At 55.6% G+C, this 20,459-nt stretch carries 27 protein-coding genes; 13 read left to right on the top strand and 14 right to left on the bottom strand.

Going from position 1 to position 20,459, the window contains the following annotated elements:
• The first annotated feature begins 8 nt into the window (after positions 1-8).
• From HP15_RS14005 to HP15_RS14015, 3 genes are read left to right on the top strand one after another with little or no spacing between them, the layout of a single operon-like run.
• A complete protein-coding gene (locus HP15_RS14005; protein ID WP_227499640.1) occupies positions 9-278 on the top strand; it encodes a hypothetical protein in 270 nt (89 codons plus the stop codon).
• Positions 275-874, top strand: a complete 600-nt coding sequence (locus HP15_RS14010) for an NUDIX hydrolase (protein ID WP_041645501.1) — start codon at positions 275-277, stop codon at positions 872-874. The genes HP15_RS14005 and HP15_RS14010 overlap by 4 nt, the downstream gene beginning before the upstream one ends.
• Entirely contained in the window at positions 864-1,889 is a 1,026-nt protein-coding gene (locus HP15_RS14015) for an MBL fold metallo-hydrolase (protein WP_014578080.1), read from the top strand. The genes HP15_RS14010 and HP15_RS14015 overlap by 11 nt, the downstream gene beginning before the upstream one ends.
• Here the strand turns inward: HP15_RS14015 and HP15_RS14020 are convergent.
• The 7 genes from HP15_RS14020 to HP15_RS14050 all read right to left on the bottom strand — a co-directional run bounded on the left by HP15_RS14020 (position 1,872) and on the right by HP15_RS14050 (position 6,886).
• Positions 1,872-2,357 carry a hypothetical protein gene (locus HP15_RS14020; protein ID WP_014578081.1) on the bottom strand — a complete coding sequence of 162 codons (486 nt, stop codon included), beginning with the start codon at positions 2,355-2,357 and terminating at the stop codon, positions 1,872-1,874. The genes HP15_RS14015 and HP15_RS14020 overlap by 18 nt on opposite strands.
• Before the next feature lie 8 nt (positions 2,358-2,365).
• Complete coding sequence (locus HP15_RS14025; RefSeq protein ID WP_041645503.1) at positions 2,366-2,746, bottom strand: DUF6152 family protein; 381 nt, start codon at positions 2,744-2,746, stop codon at positions 2,366-2,368.
• A gap of 137 nt (positions 2,747-2,883) precedes the next feature.
• Positions 2,884-3,798 (bottom strand): DUF4124 domain-containing protein, encoded by a 915-nt coding sequence (locus HP15_RS14030; RefSeq protein WP_014578083.1) that lies wholly within the window; start codon positions 3,796-3,798, stop codon positions 2,884-2,886.
• A gap of 198 nt (positions 3,799-3,996) precedes the next feature.
• Positions 3,997-4,986, bottom strand: coding sequence for an aldo/keto reductase (locus HP15_RS14035; protein WP_014578084.1), 990 nt, complete (start codon positions 4,984-4,986; stop codon positions 3,997-3,999).
• Between the two features lie 89 nt (positions 4,987-5,075).
• Positions 5,076-5,531 carry a metallophosphoesterase family protein gene (locus HP15_RS14040; protein WP_014578085.1) on the bottom strand — a complete coding sequence of 152 codons (456 nt, stop codon included), beginning with the start codon at positions 5,529-5,531 and terminating at the stop codon, positions 5,076-5,078.
• Positions 5,532-5,547: 16 nt separating this feature from the next.
• Positions 5,548-6,030, bottom strand: coding sequence for an FKBP-type peptidyl-prolyl cis-trans isomerase (locus tag HP15_RS14045; RefSeq protein ID WP_041645505.1), 483 nt, complete (start codon positions 6,028-6,030; stop codon positions 5,548-5,550).
• 73 nt (positions 6,031-6,103) lie between these two features.
• A complete protein-coding gene (locus HP15_RS14050; RefSeq protein ID WP_014578087.1) occupies positions 6,104-6,886 on the bottom strand; it encodes a helix-turn-helix domain-containing protein in 783 nt (260 codons plus the stop codon).
• A gap of 150 nt (positions 6,887-7,036) precedes the next feature.
• Between HP15_RS14050 and HP15_RS14055 the strand changes: the two genes are divergently transcribed.
• Positions 7,037-7,444, top strand: coding sequence for a hypothetical protein (locus HP15_RS14055; protein ID WP_041645507.1), 408 nt, complete (start codon positions 7,037-7,039; stop codon positions 7,442-7,444).
• A 95-nt stretch (positions 7,445-7,539) separates the two neighbouring features.
• Here HP15_RS14055 and HP15_RS14060 read toward each other — a convergent pair whose 3' ends face one another.
• Positions 7,540-9,297 carry a DEAD/DEAH box helicase gene (locus HP15_RS14060; protein ID WP_014578089.1) on the bottom strand — a complete coding sequence of 586 codons (1,758 nt, stop codon included), beginning with the start codon at positions 9,295-9,297 and terminating at the stop codon, positions 7,540-7,542.
• A gap of 228 nt (positions 9,298-9,525) precedes the next feature.
• On the opposite strand from HP15_RS14060, the gene HP15_RS14065 reads away from it, so the two are divergent.
• From HP15_RS14065 to HP15_RS14075, 3 genes are all read left to right on the top strand, one after another.
• Positions 9,526-9,912 carry a DUF4398 domain-containing protein gene (locus tag HP15_RS14065; RefSeq protein ID WP_041645509.1) on the top strand — a complete coding sequence of 129 codons (387 nt, stop codon included), beginning with the start codon at positions 9,526-9,528 and terminating at the stop codon, positions 9,910-9,912.
• Positions 9,913-9,939: 27 nt separating this feature from the next.
• Positions 9,940-10,749: an OmpA family protein gene (locus HP15_RS14070; RefSeq protein WP_014578091.1), complete on the top strand. Its 810-nt coding sequence runs from the start codon at positions 9,940-9,942 to the stop codon at positions 10,747-10,749.
• A gap of 282 nt (positions 10,750-11,031) precedes the next feature.
• Positions 11,032-11,238, top strand: coding sequence for a cold-shock protein (locus tag HP15_RS14075; protein ID WP_008172483.1), 207 nt, complete (start codon positions 11,032-11,034; stop codon positions 11,236-11,238).
• 91 nt (positions 11,239-11,329) lie between these two features.
• Here the strand turns inward: HP15_RS14075 and HP15_RS14080 are convergent, their stop codons facing one another.
• From HP15_RS14080 to HP15_RS14085, 3 genes are read right to left on the bottom strand one after another with little or no spacing between them, the layout of a single operon-like run.
• Positions 11,330-11,704 (bottom strand): TM2 domain-containing protein, encoded by a 375-nt coding sequence (locus tag HP15_RS14080; RefSeq protein ID WP_014578092.1) that lies wholly within the window; start codon positions 11,702-11,704, stop codon positions 11,330-11,332.
• On the bottom strand, positions 11,682-11,939 hold the full coding sequence (gene yidD, locus HP15_RS23085; protein ID WP_085987845.1) for a membrane protein insertion efficiency factor YidD: 258 nt from the start codon (positions 11,937-11,939) through the stop codon (positions 11,682-11,684). The genes HP15_RS14080 and yidD overlap by 23 nt, the downstream gene beginning before the upstream one ends.
• Positions 11,940-11,942: 3 nt before the next feature.
• Positions 11,943-12,164: a DUF4177 domain-containing protein gene (locus tag HP15_RS14085; RefSeq protein ID WP_014578093.1), complete on the bottom strand. Its 222-nt coding sequence runs from the start codon at positions 12,162-12,164 to the stop codon at positions 11,943-11,945.
• 240 nt (positions 12,165-12,404) lie between these two features.
• On the opposite strand from HP15_RS14085, the gene HP15_RS14090 reads away from it, so the two are divergent.
• Positions 12,405-13,166 (top strand): SDR family NAD(P)-dependent oxidoreductase, encoded by a 762-nt coding sequence (locus HP15_RS14090; RefSeq protein WP_041645512.1) that lies wholly within the window; start codon positions 12,405-12,407, stop codon positions 13,164-13,166.
• Between the two features lie 27 nt (positions 13,167-13,193).
• A complete protein-coding gene (locus HP15_RS14095) occupies positions 13,194-13,841 on the top strand; it encodes a TetR family transcriptional regulator (RefSeq protein ID WP_014578095.1) in 648 nt (215 codons plus the stop codon).
• 134 nt (positions 13,842-13,975) lie between these two features.
• On the opposite strand, the gene HP15_RS14100 is transcribed toward HP15_RS14095, so the two are convergent.
• The 3 genes from HP15_RS14100 to HP15_RS14110 all read right to left on the bottom strand — a co-directional run bounded on the left by HP15_RS14100 (position 13,976) and on the right by HP15_RS14110 (position 18,130).
• On the bottom strand, positions 13,976-15,259 hold the full coding sequence (locus HP15_RS14100; protein ID WP_014578096.1) for an SO2930 family diheme c-type cytochrome: 1,284 nt from the start codon (positions 15,257-15,259) through the stop codon (positions 13,976-13,978).
• 13 nt (positions 15,260-15,272) lie between these two features.
• Positions 15,273-16,868 (bottom strand): parallel beta-helix domain-containing protein, encoded by a 1,596-nt coding sequence (locus HP15_RS14105; RefSeq protein WP_014578097.1) that lies wholly within the window; start codon positions 16,866-16,868, stop codon positions 15,273-15,275.
• A gap of 218 nt (positions 16,869-17,086) precedes the next feature.
• A complete protein-coding gene (locus tag HP15_RS14110) occupies positions 17,087-18,130 on the bottom strand; it encodes a helix-turn-helix domain-containing protein (protein WP_041645514.1) in 1,044 nt (347 codons plus the stop codon).
• Between the two features lie 103 nt (positions 18,131-18,233).
• Here HP15_RS14110 and HP15_RS14115 point away from each other — a divergent pair, with 103 nt between their 5' ends.
• From HP15_RS14115 to HP15_RS14125, 4 genes are all read left to right on the top strand, one after another.
• A complete protein-coding gene (locus HP15_RS14115; RefSeq protein ID WP_014578099.1) occupies positions 18,234-18,677 on the top strand; it encodes a YHS domain-containing (seleno)protein in 444 nt (147 codons plus the stop codon).
• 121 nt (positions 18,678-18,798) lie between these two features.
• Positions 18,799-18,966: a hypothetical protein gene (locus HP15_RS22380; RefSeq protein ID WP_008172490.1), complete on the top strand. Its 168-nt coding sequence runs from the start codon at positions 18,799-18,801 to the stop codon at positions 18,964-18,966.
• Positions 18,967-18,996: 30 nt separating this feature from the next.
• Positions 18,997-19,677 (top strand): hypothetical protein, encoded by a 681-nt coding sequence (locus HP15_RS14120; protein WP_014578100.1) that lies wholly within the window; start codon positions 18,997-18,999, stop codon positions 19,675-19,677.
• A gap of 200 nt (positions 19,678-19,877) precedes the next feature.
• Positions 19,878-20,429 (top strand): hypothetical protein, encoded by a 552-nt coding sequence (locus tag HP15_RS14125; protein ID WP_139216062.1) that lies wholly within the window; start codon positions 19,878-19,880, stop codon positions 20,427-20,429.
• The last annotated feature ends 30 nt before the right edge of the window (positions 20,430-20,459 follow it).

Genomic DNA, 20,459 nt, shown 5'->3' on the forward strand with positions numbered 1-20,459 from the left:
GAGTAGGCTTGAAACAGAGGGACGGAACAGTGGGTTTCAAGGATCTGGTGGAGAAGCTTGACGATATTCTAGGCGACCATGACAAAGGTAAATCCCTGGCGCTTGAAGAACTGAAGCGTCTTGAAGAGCGCCTGATGGAGAAGCAGGAGAAATACCGCGACCGACTGACTTCCGGCGCCCCGGGGGAAACACCCGCTCAAACAGAAGTTCGCCTGCGAGTCGTTGAGGCGCAACTTGCCAAATTGAGAGAGCTTATGGAAGAGGATAGGCTTTCGTGACCTCGAAATCCTGGCTAAGCCATTTGCGCCCCCACAAGATACCGTTTAGGCGCCGATTCGCCCGAGCGTCCGTCGCCCTTATCTTTCGAAGCACAGAAAACGGCTGCAAGGAGTTGCTCTTTATCCAGCGGGCCCGTCGGGAGGGTGACCCCTGGTCTGGCGACATGGCTTTCCCGGGCGGCCGCCTGCAACCTGAAGATGCATCTGCACGAGCCGCTGCCGAGCGGGAAACACTGGAAGAAACCGGCATGGATCTGAGGCGCCACGGCCGCTTTCTCACCCGGCTGTCCGACCTGATCACCCGCCATCACAGCCGCTGGCGCCCGATGGTGGTCACCCCCTATGTGTTCGAGTGGCGCGGACCGAAGTCGGTCTCGACGAACCACGAAGTCGAGCGAGCGGTCTGGGTGCCGATGGACTACCTCGGCGCAGACGCAAACCAGGGCCGACTTTCCTGGCGCACGCCCCTGGGCACACTCAACATGCCCTGTTGCCGTTACCAGGATGCCTGCATCTGGGGATTAAGCTATAGCATGTTGCAGGAGCTACTGGCATTGGCCCCTGACAAGAATGAGAGTTCGATCCATGACCGTTGACCGTAATCGCCTTGCCGCTCTCGCTGCGGAACCTCATTTCTATCGGGGCAGGTACCGCAACCTGGAGCCAGTCCCCCGACATGGCATTGGCGATTTTATGCGCTGGCAACTGGCCCCGGGCCGCAACTTCCCGAAGGGAAAACGCTTCACGCTGCTGCGGCCAGATACGCATTCCCTGATGAGTCCGCCCGAAGAACCACAACTGGTCTGGCTGGGTCACGCCTCGTTCCTGTTCCAGTATCGTGGTCTGAACGTGCTCACCGACCCGGTACTGTCGGAACGCGCCAGCCCCTTTCAACTGGTCGGGCCAAAGCGTTATACACCGCCGGCCCTGACGGTAGCAGACATGCCGCCGATTGATTTGGTGCTGATTTCCCACAACCACTACGACCACCTTGATGAAAAAACCGTGCGCCAGTTACACCGGCGCTTCGGAGACAACCTGCGCTTCTGCATTCCCCGAGGGCTTAAGCAATGGTTCGAGAAACGAAGCATCCATAACCTGGTGGAACTGGACTGGTGGCAATCCGAGCCCCTGCCTGGCAACCGCGAAGTGTTCTGCCTTCCGGCCCAGCACTTCAGTGGCCGGACCCCAACGGATACCAACACCTCACTCTGGTGCAGCTGGCTGCTGGAAATCGACGGTTTCCGGCTCTATTTCGCCGGCGATACGGGCTACGGGGGAATCTTCAGGAAAATCGGCGAGCTGTTCTCGCCCATTGATCTGGCGCTGCTGCCCATTGGAGCCTACGACCCGCGCTGGTTCATGGCGCCGGTGCACGTGGCCCCGGAAGAGGCGGTGAGCATTCATCAGGATATCGGTTCCCGACAGTCGGTGGCGATGCACTGGGGCACGTTCGTGCTCACCGACGAGCCCATGGACGAGCCGCCCCGACGGCTAAGGGCCGCCCTGGAGCGACAAGGGCTGAACGAAACGGATTTTCGGCTGATGCAGCACGGGGAAGTCTGGTCGCCACGCTCGGGTAGCGATCCGGATTCAGAAGTACCCCAGTAGCCTGCCGAGAACCAGTGCGCTGATCCAGACTACCAACGAGAGCAAGCCCCCTGCCCTGAGGGCCAAAGGCATGGGTGACTCCATCGGCAAGCTTCGTATATCCCGGCGCGCCATTACCCGCCCCAGAGTCAACGCATTCAACGCACCCAGCACAACAAAAGCAATTTTCGCCTGGAACAGCGGAGAGGCGGCATAGTCCGGAGCGTTGGTGGCGAACAACAACAGTCCGAAGATAACCGCCAGCGCCAGACCCATTGCTGCCGTATCGCGGAGCACATCAACAAATACCATCACCGGGTAGTTCCGCCAAAGCCCCAGCAGACGCAGATCCAGCGGCACGATGCTCCCCACCAACAGGGAAACGCCGAGTATATGGCCGGCGTTTACCAGCGGGTACATGAAGGTGGAATTGCGCAGGGCTGAGACAAAGGCCAGATTTTCAACGGAGATCAGCGCTTGCTCAATCATCCCGGAATTCAGGACGTGCGGCCGGGATACAAATTGTAATCCTGCCCGTCAATCACAACCCGCTCAGCCTTCACCAGACGCTCGTTCTCCCGCGCAGAACGATGGCCGTGCACGGTTATTTCCTGACCCTGGCTCAACATCTCTTTGGTAAGCCCAACACGGTCGTTGCGCCAGGGCTGACCAACCTCCACAACCCAGTCCTCGCCATCCACGCGTAGTGTCACCTCGCCATGGGGATTTCCAAGGCGTACTGACTGAATGACTCCAGTAATTTCAAATTCCTCGTCTGTGGCCCACGCCCAGCCGTGGTGAGCCTGTGCAGCAGAGGCAACGACTAAAGCAGCAAGAAAGGCAACACATATCAGATAGGTAAAACGAAGCTGAGGCATATCGAATCCTCTTATCGCGGTTTTGTCGGGACAATTCGCCCCGCACACTCGTTACTACTCAACCAGTGTACGAAATTGCCATTACACCAGACTATGACCGGCAAGCCAGAGAATCGTGCCCGAGCAACGACAGACGTCTAGAGCCGAACAACCCCCGCCCCCTGATCGTGCAACCAGCGCCGCCAGTCGAGGGCCAGCATGCTTACACCACCAATGTAATTGTCGTTGACCAGATAATAGGAGATGGTGCGATCTCCCCGATTAAAGTTGTGCATCAGGCGCACCACAAAGTTTCTTCGGGTAGGTTTGGACATCAGGAAATACACGAACTGGCCAGACTGGGCCCGCAGGCTTCCGCGCCCCGACAGATCCGAATGTCGCCACTTGTTGCTTGGCAGCTTCAATAGCTGATCGATGCCCGCCAGACGGCCCTGTTCAAGTGCCTGATCAACCACCCACTGATTTTCACGGTGGCGCTCAAAATACAAGCCGGATTCATCGCGCTCAATGGTCTCCATCTGCTCTGCCAACCCTTCGTTCAGCCAGGCTGGCGCATAGGGAACGATGGTATCGACAACCGCATGACTCACTTCGTGCTTGATGGTTTTGAAGGTGAGATTTCTGTTTTTACGAACATAGACGACGATCTGGTGTTCGGAAGGTATGTAAAGCCCGTAAGAGGCAACAGCCACCCCCCTGTTCCGACGGACGAGGTAGTTCCGGTATGCCGCGCTGTCTTTGAGAATCAGAATATTGACCGGCACCGTCCGGTGCATATCAAAAGACATCACCCGGTCGAAGAACTCATAGACGTTGTTTACGCCTTCAACGATCTGCTGGTGTTCCGCTTCGCTCAGCTCAACATCAACAGTTCTGATATCGATCTCAAAACGCGACCATTCAGAGGCACCTGGCTTAACATTGACCACTTCCTGCGCGACCCGGTGATCCTGCCGATCGCCAAAATGCACCTGGCCGTTTTCATCCACCCATTTATAGATCTTTGCAGAAACCGGGCACGCAGCCATCATAAACAGCGTTAAAACCACCACTGGATACACGGCTTTCCTTAACCTTTTAAACACTGCGCCTTACCCGACCGAGAGATGAGAGATAGTTGCGGTAGCTAAAAAGGTACAGCGAAAGGCAGGATATGCCAACACGCATGATCGCTTCGCGTGACAGGCTTACCGGGCTCCCTGCAGTCTGTCCATTGGTCACTGCAAAGAACCCGGTTTTTCTGCGGAGAATTAACGGGTCGGCGGCGCCATGAACTCAGGCCCTACCGGATCAGTAATGCACCGATCCAGAATGCCATCAATTTCGGCCATCGCATTCTTGTCGAGAGACCAGCCGTCGATTTCGTCAACCGGGTCCAGCTGCTCCGGTCTTCTCGCGCCCCACAGCGCTGTTGTGACGCCGGGTTGATCCACCAGCCAGCGAAGGGCCAGTGCCAATACACTTTTCTGGTACCGCTCTCGGGCGAACGCATCCAGTTCGGCCACGGCATTGAGATACTGCCGATAGCGATCGCCCTGGAACTTCGGATCATTCTTGCGCAGGTCGTCACCGGTAAACTGAGTGTCTTCCCGCATCTTGCCGGTCAGAAAGCCGCGGCAGAGACCGCCGTAGGTGATGGTGGCAATGCCGTTTTCCCGACAGTACGGCAAAATATCCTGTTCGATCTCCCGTTCAAACAGGTTATACGGGGGCTGCAAACTATGCAGGGGCACGCTCTTTTGCAGCTCATCCATCTGAGATGGCGTAAAGTTACTCACGCCAATGGCGCGGATTTTTCCCGCCTGGTATAGCTTTTCCAGCGCCCGTGCAGTTTCCTCCATAGGCGTCTTCGGATCAGGCCAGTGGACCTGATAAATATCGATCCGGTCGGTCTGCAGGCGTTTCAGGGAATCTTCGACTTCCCGCTCGATCCGCGAGGCACTCGCATCGCGCCAGACCTTGTCGTGATCATCATTCCAGTTCAAGGCCACCTTGGTGGCCAAAGCCACCTGATCCCGCCGGCCATCTGAGAGGGCCTTGCCCACAATCTCTTCGGAACGACCGAAACCATACACCGGCGCCGTATCCACAAGCCCAATGCCTTTATCGATCGCCCTGTGGATCGTATCGATGGACTGGGCTTCGTCGGTTCCGCCCCACATCCAGCCGCCAATAGCCCAGGTGCCGAGCCCGACGGGCGTTACCTGAATGTCGGTGTTGCCGAATGTGCGCTTATCCATGTTTCCTCCTTTGCCTCTGAACTCATTTGGAGAGAACGCAATAATTTGATTATTACCTGACACAGACATGCGACGGACAACGGGTGAATTCAACCCGGCAGCTCAATAACCTCGCCGACGACCCCATCTTCGCTGATCTCCAACCGCCCCACCGTAATCGGCAAAGTAAAGCGCCTGGGGCCTGCGCCACCAGGATTGAAGTACAGCACATCGCCAATCCACTCGTTGCGGGGTTTGTGGGAGTGGCCAGCAATCACCACGCGGTAGCGGCCCTGCGGATCGAAGTCGAGGGTTTTGACATCGTGGAGCATGTAAAGGGCCTGGCCGAGAAACTCCAGATCTCGAGTGTCGGGAAGCTCGGCTGCACGGCCGGATTTATCGATATTACCGCGGATGGCAATGACCGGCGCGATCGCCTCGAGCGCGTCCAGAACGTCGTCCCGCCCGACATCGCCGGCATGCAGGATGAGCTCCGAGCCCTGAAAGGCTTCCAGGGCTTCTGGACGCATTTTGCTATGGGTATCTGCAATCACGCCGATCTGCATGCCTGCCCCCACATGCTTAGTGGTGATGCCCGCCCGGGCCATGCGCGTGGCCGTGGGCTATCTCTTCCGAGGTCGCGGCGCGCACGTCAATCACCTCAATATCAAAGGTCAGGGTTCTGCCGGCCATCGGATGGTTGGTGTCGACATCGGCAAATTTGTGGCCCACCTTGGCAACAACCACGTGGCGAGGCCCCTGCTCGGTCTGAACCTGAGCAACCATGCCCGCCTTCCAGCGTTTGGCCCCCATCAGATGCTTGATCGGCACCCGCTGGATGGCATCGGGCTTGCGGGGCCCATAGGCTTTATCGGGAGTGACAGTCACACTGAAGGTATCGCCGGCATCGCGACCTTCCAGGGCTTCTTCCAGGCCCTTGATGATGCCGCCGTGGCCATGCAGGTAGGCGTTCGGCTCACCGCCGTGGGAGTCTTCAACAACGTTGTCTTGCTCATCACGAACGCTGTAGTGGAACAGGACGACCTGGTTCTTTTCAATTGGCATAAGGCTCTCTTTCACGTTTAAAGATGCCCCATTGTAACCGGCAGCAGCTGTGACGTCAGAGCGGAAACTGGCTTCATCCCTGCCAATAGGCCTTACTGGCCTCATCCATCGGAAAAAAGTGCTCGATCCGCAAATTCTGAGCAGTCACATCCAGCGGCGTGCCTATCGTTGCAATGGTGGAAAAGATCCTGAGCTGCTGATCGCCCAGATTCAGTGTGAAAGGAATCGCCGGGTAGTCCAGGTGCTCCACCACGTGGTTTTTCCAGTTCTGAGGAACGCCGGGCACGGTCAAAGCCTGCTCCAGTAACCGGTTGGGCTGATCCCGGAAAGGGCCCGCAAGGTGCTCATGGTAAACGCGTTGCAGCATGTGGCAGGCAATATTCTCCCAATCAACCACGAAGGGTTTCATGCCGCGCTCATCCAGCAGCGACAGCAAGAAGTTCGGCCGGGCCGGAAACCGGGCCCCCAGCTCGTTCATCCTCGCCATCATCGCCTGCATGGTCTGGTTGGCCATCACCAGATAATACTCATGGTCGAAAACCACGGCCGGGTACGGCAGGTGCCCCTCCAGCAAGTGTTCAAGCGCCTCCCTGATCATGGACATGGCAGGCGCATTCAGATCCTGATCGGAGTAGACCTGGCTGTATCCTGCAGCAGACAGGAGCCGATTGGTTCCGGCCAGGTCCGCCTGCAGCATCTGAGCTAAATGTATAACCATGCCTTTGCTGGGCTTGCTGCGGCCGGTTTCCAGAAAGCTGATGTGCTTGGGCGACACCTCACACGCAAGGGCAAAATCCATCTGGCTCAGGCGCTTGCCCAGCCGCATTTCTCTGAACAGAGTACCAAAGGCGCTCATTGGGCTTCCTGTAAATTCCGAGTGTTCAGCCATTATCGTAGCCGAGGGTAGGCGGAACCATTACCTCACAGGTAATTGAGACTATCACCGCCCGGGTAGAAGCTTTGCAGTGTAGTCCCACATTTTGCGAAACCCGATTGAGGTGATCCCATGAAAAACTTAATACGTCGATTCAGCGTGAAGCAAATCCTTCTGAGCGATGTCTTCCTCTCCACGCCCCTTGCGTTGGCTCTTATTCTCGCCGCTGAGCCGATTGCCCAGTGGGCCGGTGGCCCTGGCGCAACCTTCTACATGGTGGTCGGCATTGTGATGCTGCTGTGGTGCGTGGATATGGCCGTTATCGCCAGCAAGGAACAGTGGCAGGAGAAGTTCCTCAAGCTGATAATTATGGTAGATGTCACCTGGAGCCTGATGGCCCTTGCCCTGATGATCTGGTTTGCCCCAAGCCTGCAACCTCTGGGCTGGGCACTGTTCGCCCTGAATGTGCTGGTTCCGCTGGACATGGCATGGATGAAGCGGGTTGCCAGCAGCAAACCAGAGCAGCCTGCGTTCGGCTAATGAGTTGCTCAAAGAGATGATCTTGTGTGGCTGGGCGCTTCCAGCCACACAATTGCCAGTTGTTTTGTGGTTTGACGGTTTAGATTTCCAGAGGCTCACACCTCATTCGCCTTCCGAAACTGCCCCTGATAATCAAAAACCCGTTCCTGCACCTGCCAATAGTGCTTCTGCTTACGCGCAATCACGAAATCCGGTGCCGGCAATAAGGCCTCCAGCTCAAGCACCTCATCCGCTGAGCTGAACGCTTTCGGGGCCTGGCTATTGGCAAAGCGACGCCCGAACAGTTTATTAAAAACAGCGCGTTGGCCCGGCTTGCTGAAATCAAACGACTCGCCGAGTTCTTCCCCATCTTCCCCGTGATAGGTGATCTTCAACTTGCTGCCATCGGCAACCAGCGATATCCCGGCGCAGCGGATGACCATGGCATCCTTGAGTTTCAGCGCATCTCTCAGCTGATCATCCGGGTCGATGATGGCTTTGTGGCACTGGTGACAGTTGCGGGCCGCAATATCATTCTCAGCCCCGCAATGCGGGCACTCCTTGAAGCGGAAACGGTAATCGCACTGCTGCGGGCGTTCATCCTGAACCCCGTCAACAGGCTCGAGCAGTCCCTGACAACGACGCCCGTAATGCTCGATCACACGGCCATCATCGTCTGTTTTGCCCCAGAAGATATTGGCAAACCCGCAGCCCGGGCAGAACACCTGCACCGGCTCACTGTCGGGGTTCGGCTTTGGCTCCCCCACTTCCGGATGATGCAGATTCACATGGTTGCCGGCGTAATCGATCACCAGGCAATCCTGTTTACCCTCATCCAGACGAAGCCCGCGGCCTACTATTTGCTGATAGAGACTCACCGACTGGGTGGGCCGAAGAATGGCGATGAAGTCCACATGGGGCGCATCAAAGCCCGTGGTGAGCACAGACACGTTCACCAGATATTTCAACTGCCGCTGCTTGAAGCGCTGAATCAGCAAGTCCCGATCCTTCAGATCGGTGGCGCCCGTTATCAGGGCAGTTTCGTGTTCTGGCAGGTATCCGGCGACCTCCCGCGCATGCTCCACGGTGGCCGCAAAGATCATCACGCCCTGACGCTCGGCAGCCAACTCCACAACCTGCTCAATGATCGCCCGGGTCACGCGCTTGTGTTTGCTCAGCAGCTGGTTAACGTCCCTCTCGGCGTATTCGCCAAAGCGGTCCTTGGGCAGCGCAGAGAAATCGTATTGAGCCACTGCCGCGTTCACCAGCTCCGGCCGGGTGAGATACCCCCGGTTGATCATGTAACTCAGCGGTAGCTCGTAAATGCAGTGCTGAAAAGGCTTGTCATCCTCGCCCCGAACAAAGCCCCGATAGTGATAGCGATAGATCCAGCCCATGGCCAGACGGTAAGGCGTAGCAGTCAGCCCGAGCACTTTCAGAGAATCGTTCTGTTGCCGCAAGAGCTCTATGATGCGCTGATATTGGCTAGTTTCTTCTCCGCTGACCCGATGGCATTCATCAATAATGACCAGCGAGTATTCGTCCCGAAACTGATCCAGGTTCGCCGATACCGACTGCACACTGGCAAAGGTCACCTGGTGGTGACTTTCCTTCCGCTTCAGCCCGGCGGAGAAAATTCCGCCGGTTAATCCATAACTCTGATACTTGGCGTGATTCTGCTCCACCAGCTCCTTTACGTGGGTTACCACCAGGATCTTTCGCTTTGCGAGACGCGCCAACTCGGCAATAACCAGGCTTTTCCCCGCACCGGTTGGCAGCACGATAACGGCGGACTCATCGGTTTTCCGAAAATGAGCCAGCGTGGCGTCAACCGCTTCCCGCTGGTAAGGCCGGAGTTTGAAAGGAGCGTTCATTTTGGAGGGCTTACTCGTTCTCAGACAGTGTGTTTCGGCTCTTAATGTTCATTGATAAATGCTCATGTGCACAACACCACTGACTGCTATCTTTGAATTGAGGAAGTAGAGGCGTTTGAGCTGACAGATACCCTGAGTTCTCCTCCAGGTCCATTACCACAGATCAGCAACCTGACTGGATTAAAGGAATCAGTCAGGCCTCCGTTTTCCAGTATAAGGAGATATTGCATGAGCAATTATATGTCGATATTGGGCGCCGTCGGGATTGCCGGCATAGCCGTCGCTATCACCGGTTGCGCGGGCTCCGTGGAGCCCCCCACCTCCCAAATGCGAGCCGCCGAATCTTCCGTTCAACAAGCGGTGTCATCCGACGCAAGAAACTTTGAGCCAGTGCTGCTGAATCAGGCCCAGAACAAGCTTGCCGATGCCGAAGAGCTCATCGACGATGAAATGAGCGAGGAGAATTATCAGAAAGCACTGCACCTTTTGGAACAGGCATCCGTCGATGCTCAGCTGGCCGGCGCGCGTGCCGAAACTGCAAAGGCCAAACAGGCTGTGGAAGAGATCAACAGGAACATTGAGTCTCTTCGCCAACGCATGAATGGAAGCCAGTAAGGGCGCCAGCTTAAACAGGAGATTGATATGAACAATCGATACATGATTTTGAGCATGGTTGTCAGCTTTTCCATCTTCCTGGCCGGATGTGCCAGTGCGCCCAAGGACAATCAGATGGTTGACGAAGCAAAGGCGGCCTATGAGGATATCCGAACCGATCCAGACGTTGCCCGCAGTGGCGACCGCCAGCTGAGAAGCGCCAGGGATCAGCTTGCCCGCGCTGAGCGATTACTGGAAGAGGGTGCCAGCACCGCGGAAATCGAGCATGCGGCCTACCTGGCCAATCGCCATGCCGAGATTGCCCGGGAGCAGGCCGAACGCGCCAAGCTGCAGCAACAGATAAACTCCGCCGAAGAAAGACGCAAGGAACTGGAGTTGCAGGCTCGCTCTGCAGAGGCCCAGGCTGCCCAGCAGGAAGCCGCTGAATTGCGCCGTCAAATGGAAGCTATGCAGGCCGAACAGACAGACCGTGGCATGGTACTTACCCTGGGTGACGTTCTGTTCGACCTGAATCGTGCTGAACTGAAACCTGCCGGGGAAACGACAGTAGGCCGCCTGGCTGAATTCATGGCTGAATATGAAAACCGTCGCGTGCGCGTGGAAGGCTACACGGACAGCACCGGAGCAGAATCTTACAACCAACAACTGTCAGAGCGTCGGGCTGAGGCTGTAAGAGAGGCCCTGATGGATAGAGGTATTAATCGGGCCCGGATTGAAGTGCAGGGATTCGGGGAACAATACCCGGTTGCGACGAACGAAACACCCGCAGGGCGCCAACAGAACAGGCGGGTCGAGATAGTGATTTCCGATGCGGACGGAAATATAAAAGAACGTTAGAACGCGAATGAACACCGGAACAGAGTGTTTGCCCAGCAAACAAGTCTGTTCCGGTTTTTCGCAACAGTTGAAAACTTTGCTATGCAGGGCCTCCTAATTAGCGTACTGTCTTGCTCGTTGGAAAGATCTAGCAAAGCATTTCACGAATAAGACCTCTTGTGTTGCCACACCTTTTGTCCTGTTTTTGATCCTGCACGTTTTTTTATTTCCCGCATATCGCTGATCAATGATCAAAACGATCCTTTGACGGCACCTTATTGATTAATTTCAGGATAACTATTTATGTCTACAATTACCGGCAACGTTAAGTTCTTCAACGAAGCAAAAGGTTTTGGTTTTATTACTCGTGAAGGCGGCGCAGACGTCTTTGTTCATTACAGCAATATTCAGGGTGGCGGTTTCAAAACTCTGGCCGAAGGCCAGGAAGTTGAGTTCACCGTGACTCAGGGCCAAAAAGGCCCGCAAGCAGAAAACGTTATTGGCCTGTAAATAACAGCCAATACGTGATCAAAAAAGGCAGCCTTAGGGCTGCCTTTTTTTTTGAACACACTAAGCGATTTACCCATCCGTTTTTCATAGGTTAATAGCGTCGCAACAAATCCCGATAAAGCCGGTTATTCCAGTCCTGGACAATAATCTGGGACCTGAAAAGTTGCCACAATTCCCAGGAATAAACGATCGCAAGCAGGATAACTCCGGGCAAAACCAAACCAGCGACGAAACACCCGATAGCAACAAGCAAGGCGCCAATATCCATCAGCCCCCATTGCCATCGCCCCAGGTAAAAATGGTGCAATCCGGTGACAAAAAACCAGTTCAGTGCCGCGTAGGTATCCGGATCCTTCACCGCTTTCCCGGCCTTCCGGTAGAATTCCACTCGCTGTTCTTCTGAAAGCTCTCGAATCTTCTTTCTGAGGGCTTCTTCCTCGGCATCAACCTCTTCTTGTCTCAGCATGCCCGATATCCCCCGTGACCGGCTCAATGCATTTACAGATCGCGTCCGGCCTGTTGCACCTGCGAAGGCGGTGAAACGTTAACCTCACTCCCTCATAGAATCCGAACCGGCGGATAGCTTCCTCAGAGTAAGCCGAGCAACTCGGCTCAAAGTTGCAGTCGATGCCAAACCATCGAGTACCACCGCCTGTCCGACGATAAAACCCGATGGCCTTCAGTGCTAACGCCTGCAGCACCGGTTAGCGCCCCAGGGTCACAATCACGGATTCACGCTGCCAGAACAGCCAGAAACGCTTCATCTCCAGAACCTGGAATACCACCTGCCAACCCTCGGCAGCATACCGATTCAATTCTGCTTCGATTTTTTTCAAAGGCAGGCCAGAGGAGCCGAGCAGGAGCGTGCCACAGCCACCTTCCGAAATATGGACCATCTTGTATTCGGTGAAACGTTGAGCCGTCATTCCATTTCCTTATGTTTGAAAATTTATCCCTGATTTTAGGGACTTGAAAGCCTATCCCAAATTTGAGGCACGATAAACCTCGCAGTTCACATCGCACTATCAGGCAACCCCGGGGCCGTATTGATCAATCGGATTTTCAATTTCAGCACCGGAAATACAAATAAGTAACCAACGGTCATTTACAGACAGAAATCACTAGAGTACATTAAGTAACCACCGTTCATTTAAATGGAGAGAATCATGTCGTACGTGGTTATCACTGGCGCCAGCGCCGGCATTGGCGAGTGCTTCGCCCGGGCACTCGCCGCGGAAAAACAGAACGTGATTCTGGTGGCTCGCCGGGAAGAGCGCCTGAATGCTCTGGCCGCAGAATTAAAGAAACAGCATGGAATTGAGGCCATCGTCCTGAAAGCCGACCTGGCGGATCAGACCGGCGCCGACGCACTGGCCCGGCGGATCAACGAGGGCGGCTGGCCGCTTGCCGGCTTGATCAACAACGCCGGGTTTGGCGACCGCGGCGCCTTTTCCGATCTGGCGCTGGAACGACAGCTGGCAATGATCCAGGTGAACATCACCTCGCTGGTCTCCCTCACCTGGCAGCTGCTGCCAGCCCTGCGCAAACAGAGCGGCAGTTTTGTGATCAACGTGGCTTCCACAGCGGCGTTCCAGGCCGGGCCGAATATGGCCATTTACTACGCCACCAAAGCATTTGTGTTGTCTTTCTCCGAAGCGCTTCATGAGGAACTCAAAGGGGCAGGCGTTGCGGTGAGTGCCTTGTGCCCTGGTGCCACTGCTTCAGAGTTTGCCCAGGAAGCACACATGACTGACACCAAACTCTTCAAAGCCGGCACCATGACAGCCGAGGCAGTGGTCAAGAAATCCCTGGCCCAACGCAGAAACGCCATTGTTATTCCGGGGCTGCGCAACCTGCTGATGGTCTGGTCTGGTAAACTCTCGCCCCGTGCCGTAACACGACGGCTGGCCGGGTGGCTGCAAGCCTGATGTGGGCCAACAAACAAGCATTTTGAGGTGGTTTTGAAGCACAGACTATGCGGTGGTAAACAACGCGCCCGGACCGAGTCGGACAAGGCGCTGCGGGAACAGCAGATACTCGATGCGGCGGAAAGGCTGTTTCTGGAGCACCGGTTCCACGGCCTGACCCTGGCGGATGTGGCCCGCGAAACCGGGCTCACCAAAGCGGCACTGTATCGCTACTTCCGCAGCAAGGAACTGCTGTTCATTGCCGTTTATCGCCGCGCAATGTCAGGCTGGGTTTCAGACGTTGAAGCCGTTGGCCCGGACGGTTTCCCCAACCAGTTTGTAGACCGCATCCTGGCCCACCCCGTGTTCTGCGGTCTCACCGCCATCCTGCACATTGCTCTTGAAACCGGCCTGAGCGAAGAGGAGGCCCGGGAGTTCAAACTGTTCCTGCTGTCACAGTCCCGGCGTATCACCGCTGTCATCGGCAAAGCAACAAACCGGGAAGAAGCCGCTTGCCTGCGATACCTCCTGCAGTGCCAGCAAGCACTGATCGGCTGCTGGCATATGTCTCACCCGCCGGAGCCGGCCCGAAAAGCCATGCAGCTGGAACCGCTGACCGTTTTCCAGCTGGAGTTTTCAGACACACTCGAACACCATCTGAGCATTCTGACCAAGGCGTTTATGCAAGACGAATGATCGCCCTGCAGGCAGAAACAGACGCAAACTTTATACCGACGTGGTCGATACTATCTCTCGGCGGAACTCTTTCGCCGCTGCAAGCGTGTGCTGACCCAGGCCTGAGCCAGGGTCAGGTTCACGCTGGAAAGGAACTAAGTACTCGGTGAACAACTGGCTCTTGGGAGATAGTCAATCCAGCTTCGGATCAGTTGAGCACCTTCCTGATGCACCGTGCTGCGGCCCAGCTCAGGCATCTTGTGCCTGCTATCTGTCGTTTCGACCCGGAACAGCAGGTAAGACTCATCCGCGTTGCCTGGAATCACATCGTACGGGTATCCCTCTTTGCCGCCCGCCACCGGGTCCTTGCAGACACCGAATTTACCAGGCGAGTCGGCATAGTTGCGGTTGTACTCCAACTGCACGCCGCTGCTTCCAGCGGGCCCTGCATAGTCGGCAGGCAACGTCAGGTCGGCACGGTGGCAGTGGGCGCAGTTGATGTCTAGATAGGCTCTGGCCGCATCGTTCAATTCCGCATCACTCAATGACGGAATATGGGTGTTGTCATCGAATACCGGCGCCTTTTCCACGGTGTTGAAATCCCCTGGCAATCCGGTCAGCAACTCGCCTTCGGCCCAGTATTGAAGCTGGTTGTATACCGTACCATCGGGATAACTGAAGTTGGTATTCAGATAACGGGCTTTGGGACCTATCGGCAGGAAGATCTGCTCGCGCTGGTCATCAGGCCCGGCAAGGTCCGGCACGATAGAATGGCAGGAGGTGCAGTCTGCGGCCTTGGGCACCGCGTAATCAAAGGTGAGTGCTTGCCCTTGATTGTTTACGGTGGACAGATCAGTCAGGCGTTTGCCCGCGATAGCCAAAGTCGCATCCGACTCCGAGGACCAGTAATACGGCAATGCGATCCAGCCATCGGTTCGATGAATCAGCAGCCGGGTCTCGATGACCAGCTCTGCACCGTCACGCATGGCGGTGTTCTCCGGCAACGCAAAAGTTTTTGCTATCACCGTCCCGACCGGAAACTCGAGAACCTCTGACGCGTTGTAACCGACCTGTTGGCCTTCCGGCACAAACACGAAACGGTACTTGGTGGTGTAGTCAGAAAACAAAGCGGTCGAGAGATCATAGGGCACCCCACCTCGCGTCGGTCCCGACGTGGGATCACTGGCGTCGGCAAACAGGTTGTAGTCGGAAAGCTTGGGACACACCTCGGTCATCAGCGCGTCCCAGTTCACGCCATCTGTCGTTGCACTGCAGCTGCCTTCCGATCCTGTCGGCGCCCCTGCACTGGCATTCAGTGCGCTCCCGGTCAGACCCGAACCCTCGTCAACCGAGGAATCCCCACTTCCACCGCCTCCACAGGCGGCCAGAAGTACCGAAGCCCCCAATACCGCTGCGATTGCTCTATGGTTGTTGCTCATTCGAAACCCTCCCTTACAGCGCGCAGGCGGCTTCCGCCAGGTCATCCCCGGTACAGCCGTATATGTTGTTGCGGAAATTCACCACTGCCGGTGCCAGCCGGGGCTGAACGCAATTCAGAAAGGTATTGTTGACCATCTGATCAATCAGCAGATGCGGTAGCGGGTTGCCACTGCCGTCGACCATTGTTATCTGGGCGGGATCATCCGGATAGACCAGACCAGTATTCACTTCGTCGTAGTCTGGCGCCGGGTTGCCGTTGATGTTGCTGTTGGCACAAATCTGATCACCTGGGCCATAAGGGTCGTAGTTCACGCCATCCGCCTGAGCCTCGGCGCCGACCAGCGCATTAAAGGCAGCCAGCTCACCGGCATTGGAGAGCAATTCACCAATCCCGTCGTACAGAATCGCCGGGAACGTTTGTGGTGTTCCCTTGCTGTTCATGTTCGAAGCGTAGCCATCAATAATTGGCTGGAGCAGCGCGCCCCGGGGGTTACCGCCGTTCCGGGCAATGGTGTTGTTGTGCAGGTAGACGTTCTTGAGCGTCGGGCTCCAGCCGTTACCGATGGTGGCGCCATAATTGGCTGGGTAACTGGGCAGGTCGTCATCGACCAAAAGGTAACTGGTGATCGCAACAGCCGTGGTGTCGTTATCGGTGATCTGGTTGTTGTAAATCTCAACGTCGCTGGTCGCCAGCACCAGCGCACCGGTTCCCGGCGGTACCAACCCAACCACACCAGCACCGACATTATCGGCGTTATTGCTGTATGCCTGGTTATTGAACACACGAACATTGCCACCATAGGCCTTATCCAGCCCGGGCAAGTCGAAGACCAGAATGCCACCGGAGTTTCCGAGCGCGATGTTGTTGTAGACATCCGCCATGGTGGAGTTCTCTATCTCGATGCCGGCCACGTTCTGCTTGGCGGTGTTGTTCCGTACCACAATATTTTCGGACTGGCCCACGTAGATGCCCGCATCCGCAGAGCCGAAGGCGTAATTGTTCTCCAGCAGCACGTTCTGGCTCTTCAGGGGATACAGCCCATAGGCCCCGTTATTGGCCTCCAGCTCACCTTCCCAGACAGTGGCGGTGTGGGTCATATGGATGCCGTTGACGTTGGTGGCTTTGATACCGTTTTTTGGGGCCTCATAAACGCCGAAGTCACGCACAGTGATTCCATTTCCGCCCTGAAAGCGGAATGCATCGTCGCCATTGGAATTACTGAAGTCCAATGCGGTTTCGTTGATGCCGTGACCGGTGAGGGTTAACCCACTGGCACTGTTTACAACAATGCTCTCTGTGACCACAAAACGCCCTTTCGGCAAGACCACCAGGGCATCTTCCGGCAGATCAAAAAGTGCAACAGACAACGCCTCGGTAATGTCATCACCGTCTGCCGCATCGGGCGCTACCAGAATGGCACCCTCAGGGATTGAAAAACCGGAGGTGGTCACAGCAAGTTCGGCCACAACATCGGCGGGCTGCCCGTCGACCCCATCCTTGCCATCCACTCCGTCTTGACCATCATCCCCTCCGCAACCGGAGAGCAGAACACTGCCTGCAATGGCTGTAACCAACAGTCGCTTCTTGAACGTTCTAGCCTGGCGCATCTTAACCTCTGTTTTCTTGTGTTTTTATTCTCACGTCCTCAAACGAACGCGGTGTACCGAACGACACTAAGCAGGCGGCAATGACTTGGCGAGAACAACAGATGTGCAGAAAGCCACACGCCCTGTGCAAATCCTGCAACGGCTTGTGCGCCAAGGGTTTGAAGAGGCAAGAAAGGGTATTGTGCAAAAACTAAAATTGCAGAAATTAAAGGTTTTAATCAGCCAATATCGGCCCCGGAACGGGCCTGCCGGAACTCAGTTGGCGTTGTATTCTGAATATCCCGAAACGCCCGGTTGAACGAACTAAGAGTGCGATAGCCAACATCCAGAGAAATATTAAGAACTGGCGTCTCCGGCTCGTCCAGCAGACGCTCAGAAGCTTCGGCTACCCTGAGTTGATTGATGTAATCATTAAAATTGCGATACCCCAAAGCCTGATTGATCACTTTCCGCAGACGATATTCAGGAATATCGGTGGCTTCAGACAGTTTTTTCAGGGTCAGTTTCTCCGTCCGATAAAAGCCCTCAGCCATTGTTCGGCCAAGTGCCTCGGCATCCTGTTCCTGTTGCGCCGAAAGAGGCTCTTGCGGATCTGAATTCAGGTTTGCATTCAGTCTGGATGGTCTCTGGCCAGACGACAGGTCGCTGCCCACCAGGTCCATGATCCCCTCACGCGCCGTCACCAGACAGATCAGCGTTGCAAAAGCAGCGAGGCCCGAGATGATCCCGCGACTGTATTCATGATAGAGCCCGAAATTAAGGCTAATCGTCGCGATACCCACAGCGCCACCAATAATTAACAGGAAGGCCAGGCGAGCTTTCCTGCGGGTTTCTACCAGATCATTTCGCCAATATCGAATAACAAAGCTGAGACCATGCAACACGACGACATATTCGAAAAACTGACCCAGTCTCCAGCCAAAAAAGACCGCCACTATCGACGAGTCTTCGACTCCCACGAAGGGCCGTGACAGGGATGGCGCCAAAAAGCTATAGAGAGCCATCGCGCTCCAAACGGATCTCAAATGAGGACGTGGAGCAAAAATCAGTTGGCAAAGCAACCAGAATAGTCCGGGTAACGCAGTTTGCAGATCGGAGGTGATCCAGCGCCACTCCCTTGGCATCAGTGGATCGACCAGGAACCCAACTGAAGCGATGATCACCAGCAAGAAGAGCTTGCCAACCAACAAATGGCGAAAATCACGCAAAGTGATTACGAAAAGGGGTAGCAGGCAACCAAGCCCAAAGCCAGTTAGCAACATCACTGTTCTTTACCTTCTTGTTATTCTCTTGTTTTTCGCACGTGATATTAGCCGAAGTACTGAGAGGTTTAATAGGAACTCCAGCCAGAACGAGAAAACCGACATGAACTCACGAAAGCTACTCCTCACCTTCGCCTCGGTCTTTAGCGCCACCATCTGGGCCTCTGAGCCTGCCGTCTACACCGGCCTGCTGAGCAATACCGGGGCGGGCGGCTACGACACAGTCAGCTACTTCGAAACGGGAAAACCAGCCAAAGGCTCGCGCGAATACACCACAGAGCACCTGGGCGTAACCTGGCGATTCGCGAGTGCGGAGAACCTGACGCGCTTCGAAGCCAATCCTGAACGCTACTTGCCTGCCTACGGCGGCTACTGCGCCTGGGCGGTTGCCCAAGGCTACCTCGCCAAAGGCGACCCTCAACACTGGGCCATCCGCGATGGCCGGCTGTATCTCAACTACAATGAGTCAGTTCAGGATCGATGGCTGGAAGACACAGAGGGCTTCATTCGACAGGCAGACGCCAACTGGCCAAAGGTTCTGGAATGACGAAAAGAGTTTATCGCGGTTTAATCTCAAACACGCCAGTGGTAGCAGCCCGCCAGCGGTCTGCCCCGCTGCAAATACCGTACTACTGATGATGCATTTTAAATCAGGACCGGGGTGTCTTATGGAATACGAACACGCTATTGTGAAATTTGAAGGCGACGTTGCCGTTCTGCTCTGCAATGGCTGTGGCATCAAGATCACAGAGGGCACCAAGCACGAGGACCGTGAGCATTACTGCACCATGTGCATGAGCGGGAATTGCAAAGCGAAATTCAAAAAAGGGAACTGAAACCACCGCGTTAAAGCGGTGTCATCGGCAATGAACGAAACAACCGACGATAAACCAACATCCGCTCCACCACCCGCAAAGAAGGGCTTCAGTGGCCTGCATGTCTTTGGCATTGTCCTGCTTACCATCATTGTCACTGTCGGCATTGGTTACTGGTGGTTAAGCCACTATGTGTTCCCAGACAACTTCGAACCCGTAACCCTGAATGCCAGTGAACAGAATTCACTCAACAGCAAATTGAACACCCTGGGGATTGACACCCAAGGTGGTGGATCTGCCGGCCCGTTAAAGCCAGAGCCCTACAGTGAGGAAGGTGCCAGCCGGGAGGTACGCTTCAGCGAGCGGGAACTCAACGGCATGCTCGCCAACAACACCGATCTGGCTCAACGACTCGCCGTCGATCTCTCGGACGATCTTCTGAGTGCGGTGCTTCTCGTACCTTTTGAAGAGGGTTTCCCTGTACTCGGCGGCAGAACGGTGCGAGTAAATGCAGGAGTGGAACTCTCCTTTGCCAACGGTCGCCCGCTGGTTAAGTTAAAGGGAGTGAGCCTGATGGGCGTTCCCATCCCCAACGCCTGGCTGGGCAACCTCAAGAACGTGGATCTGGTCAACGAGTTCGGTGCCAACCCGGGGTTCTGGCAATCCTTTGCAGCCGGCGTGGACTATATCCAGGTCCAGGATGGGCGGTTGCTCGTTCGGCTCAAGGAATAGCCTTTAGCACAAAAAGCCCGCAGCACTGGAACAGACTCCAGAGCGGCCTCTCAGTGACATTTCACGAGATTTTACTCCGGTTACCCCCTCAGTTCATAGCAAGCTCACCAACGCTCGGCTACCATGGCGCGCTGCCATAAGCTCCGGCGTGTCGGCAGGGAATAACTCAAAATAATCAATTAAGTAAGAAGGAATCTACTGTGCGAAACGCAAGGATCCTGGCAGTGCTGGCTGCTCTGCTATACCTCACAGGCTGCGCCTCCGGCGCCAAAATGGGCAACATGGTGTATGAGGGGCCAGTGAAGGCCTACGACACAGCCCTGGAAGACAATGTGGATGTCACCAACGTATCTGGCGGTGAAAAAACAAACCCCGCCTGGACTTCTGAAATCGACAACGATGCGTTCGCTGGTGCCCTGAAGCAAACCCTGCAAAAACAGGGACTGCTCGCAGGCTCCGGCCGCTACCAGCTCGAAGCGCTCCTGCTGGAAGTTGACCAACCCATGTTCGGTCTGGACTTCGAGGTAACCACCCACGTGAGATACATCCTCACTGACCGCGATAACAACGGTGCCGTGGTTCTGAATGAAACGGTTGTCGCCCCCTACACCGCCACCATTGGCGATGCATTCGCCGCTATCAAGCGCCTGAGACTGGCCAACGAAGGCTCCGGCAAAGCCAACATTCAGGGTCTGCTCGACAAACTCGCCGAACTGCAAATCCAGCCCGGTGACGTCTCCCTCACGCAATAACGTTTCTGGAACCACGTTCTACAACAAGGA

Source organism: Marinobacter adhaerens HP15 (genome assembly GCF_000166295.1).
Classification (GTDB): Bacteria; Pseudomonadota; Gammaproteobacteria; order Pseudomonadales; family Oleiphilaceae; genus Marinobacter; species Marinobacter adhaerens.

Bases quoted from the DNA above. Each gene is read 5' to 3' on its own strand.
- HP15_RS14025 (WP_041645503.1), bottom strand. From the start codon at position 2,746: ATGCCTCAGCTTCGTTTTACCTATCTGATATGTGTTGCCTTTCTTGCT.
- HP15_RS22380 (WP_008172490.1), top strand. From the start codon at position 18,799: ATGGAATACGAACACGCTATTGTGAAATTTGAAGGCGACGTTGCCGTT.
- HP15_RS14060 (WP_014578089.1), bottom strand. From the start codon at position 9,297: ATGAACGCTCCTTTCAAACTCCGGCCTTACCAGCGGGAAGCGGTTGAC.
- HP15_RS14050 (WP_014578087.1), bottom strand. From the start codon at position 6,886: ATGAGCGCCTTTGGTACTCTGTTCAGAGAAATGCGGCTGGGCAAGCGC.
- HP15_RS14065 (WP_041645509.1), top strand. From the start codon at position 9,526: ATGAGCAATTATATGTCGATATTGGGCGCCGTCGGGATTGCCGGCATA.
- HP15_RS14105 (WP_014578097.1), bottom strand. From the start codon at position 16,868: ATGCGCCAGGCTAGAACGTTCAAGAAGCGACTGTTGGTTACAGCCATT.
- HP15_RS14075 (WP_008172483.1), top strand. From the start codon at position 11,032: ATGTCTACAATTACCGGCAACGTTAAGTTCTTCAACGAAGCAAAAGGT.
- HP15_RS14080 (WP_014578092.1), bottom strand. From the start codon at position 11,704: ATGCTGAGACAAGAAGAGGTTGATGCCGAGGAAGAAGCCCTCAGAAAG.
- HP15_RS14020 (WP_014578081.1), bottom strand. From the start codon at position 2,357: ATGATTGAGCAAGCGCTGATCTCCGTTGAAAATCTGGCCTTTGTCTCA.
- HP15_RS14045 (WP_041645505.1), bottom strand. From the start codon at position 6,030: ATGCCAATTGAAAAGAACCAGGTCGTCCTGTTCCACTACAGCGTTCGT.
- HP15_RS14115 (WP_014578099.1), top strand. From the start codon at position 18,234: ATGAACTCACGAAAGCTACTCCTCACCTTCGCCTCGGTCTTTAGCGCC.
- HP15_RS14120 (WP_014578100.1), top strand. From the start codon at position 18,997: ATGAACGAAACAACCGACGATAAACCAACATCCGCTCCACCACCCGCA.
- HP15_RS14085 (WP_014578093.1), bottom strand. From the start codon at position 12,164: ATGACGGCTCAACGTTTCACCGAATACAAGATGGTCCATATTTCGGAA.
- HP15_RS14015 (WP_014578080.1), top strand. From the start codon at position 864: ATGACCGTTGACCGTAATCGCCTTGCCGCTCTCGCTGCGGAACCTCAT.
- HP15_RS14090 (WP_041645512.1), top strand. From the start codon at position 12,405: ATGTCGTACGTGGTTATCACTGGCGCCAGCGCCGGCATTGGCGAGTGC.
- HP15_RS14110 (WP_041645514.1), bottom strand. From the start codon at position 18,130: ATGTTGCTAACTGGCTTTGGGCTTGGTTGCCTGCTACCCCTTTTCGTA.
- HP15_RS14040 (WP_014578085.1), bottom strand. From the start codon at position 5,531: ATGCAGATCGGCGTGATTGCAGATACCCATAGCAAAATGCGTCCAGAA.
- HP15_RS14100 (WP_014578096.1), bottom strand. From the start codon at position 15,259: ATGAGCAACAACCATAGAGCAATCGCAGCGGTATTGGGGGCTTCGGTA.
- HP15_RS14035 (WP_014578084.1), bottom strand. From the start codon at position 4,986: ATGGATAAGCGCACATTCGGCAACACCGACATTCAGGTAACGCCCGTC.
- HP15_RS14070 (WP_014578091.1), top strand. From the start codon at position 9,940: ATGAACAATCGATACATGATTTTGAGCATGGTTGTCAGCTTTTCCATC.
- HP15_RS14055 (WP_041645507.1), top strand. From the start codon at position 7,037: ATGAAAAACTTAATACGTCGATTCAGCGTGAAGCAAATCCTTCTGAGC.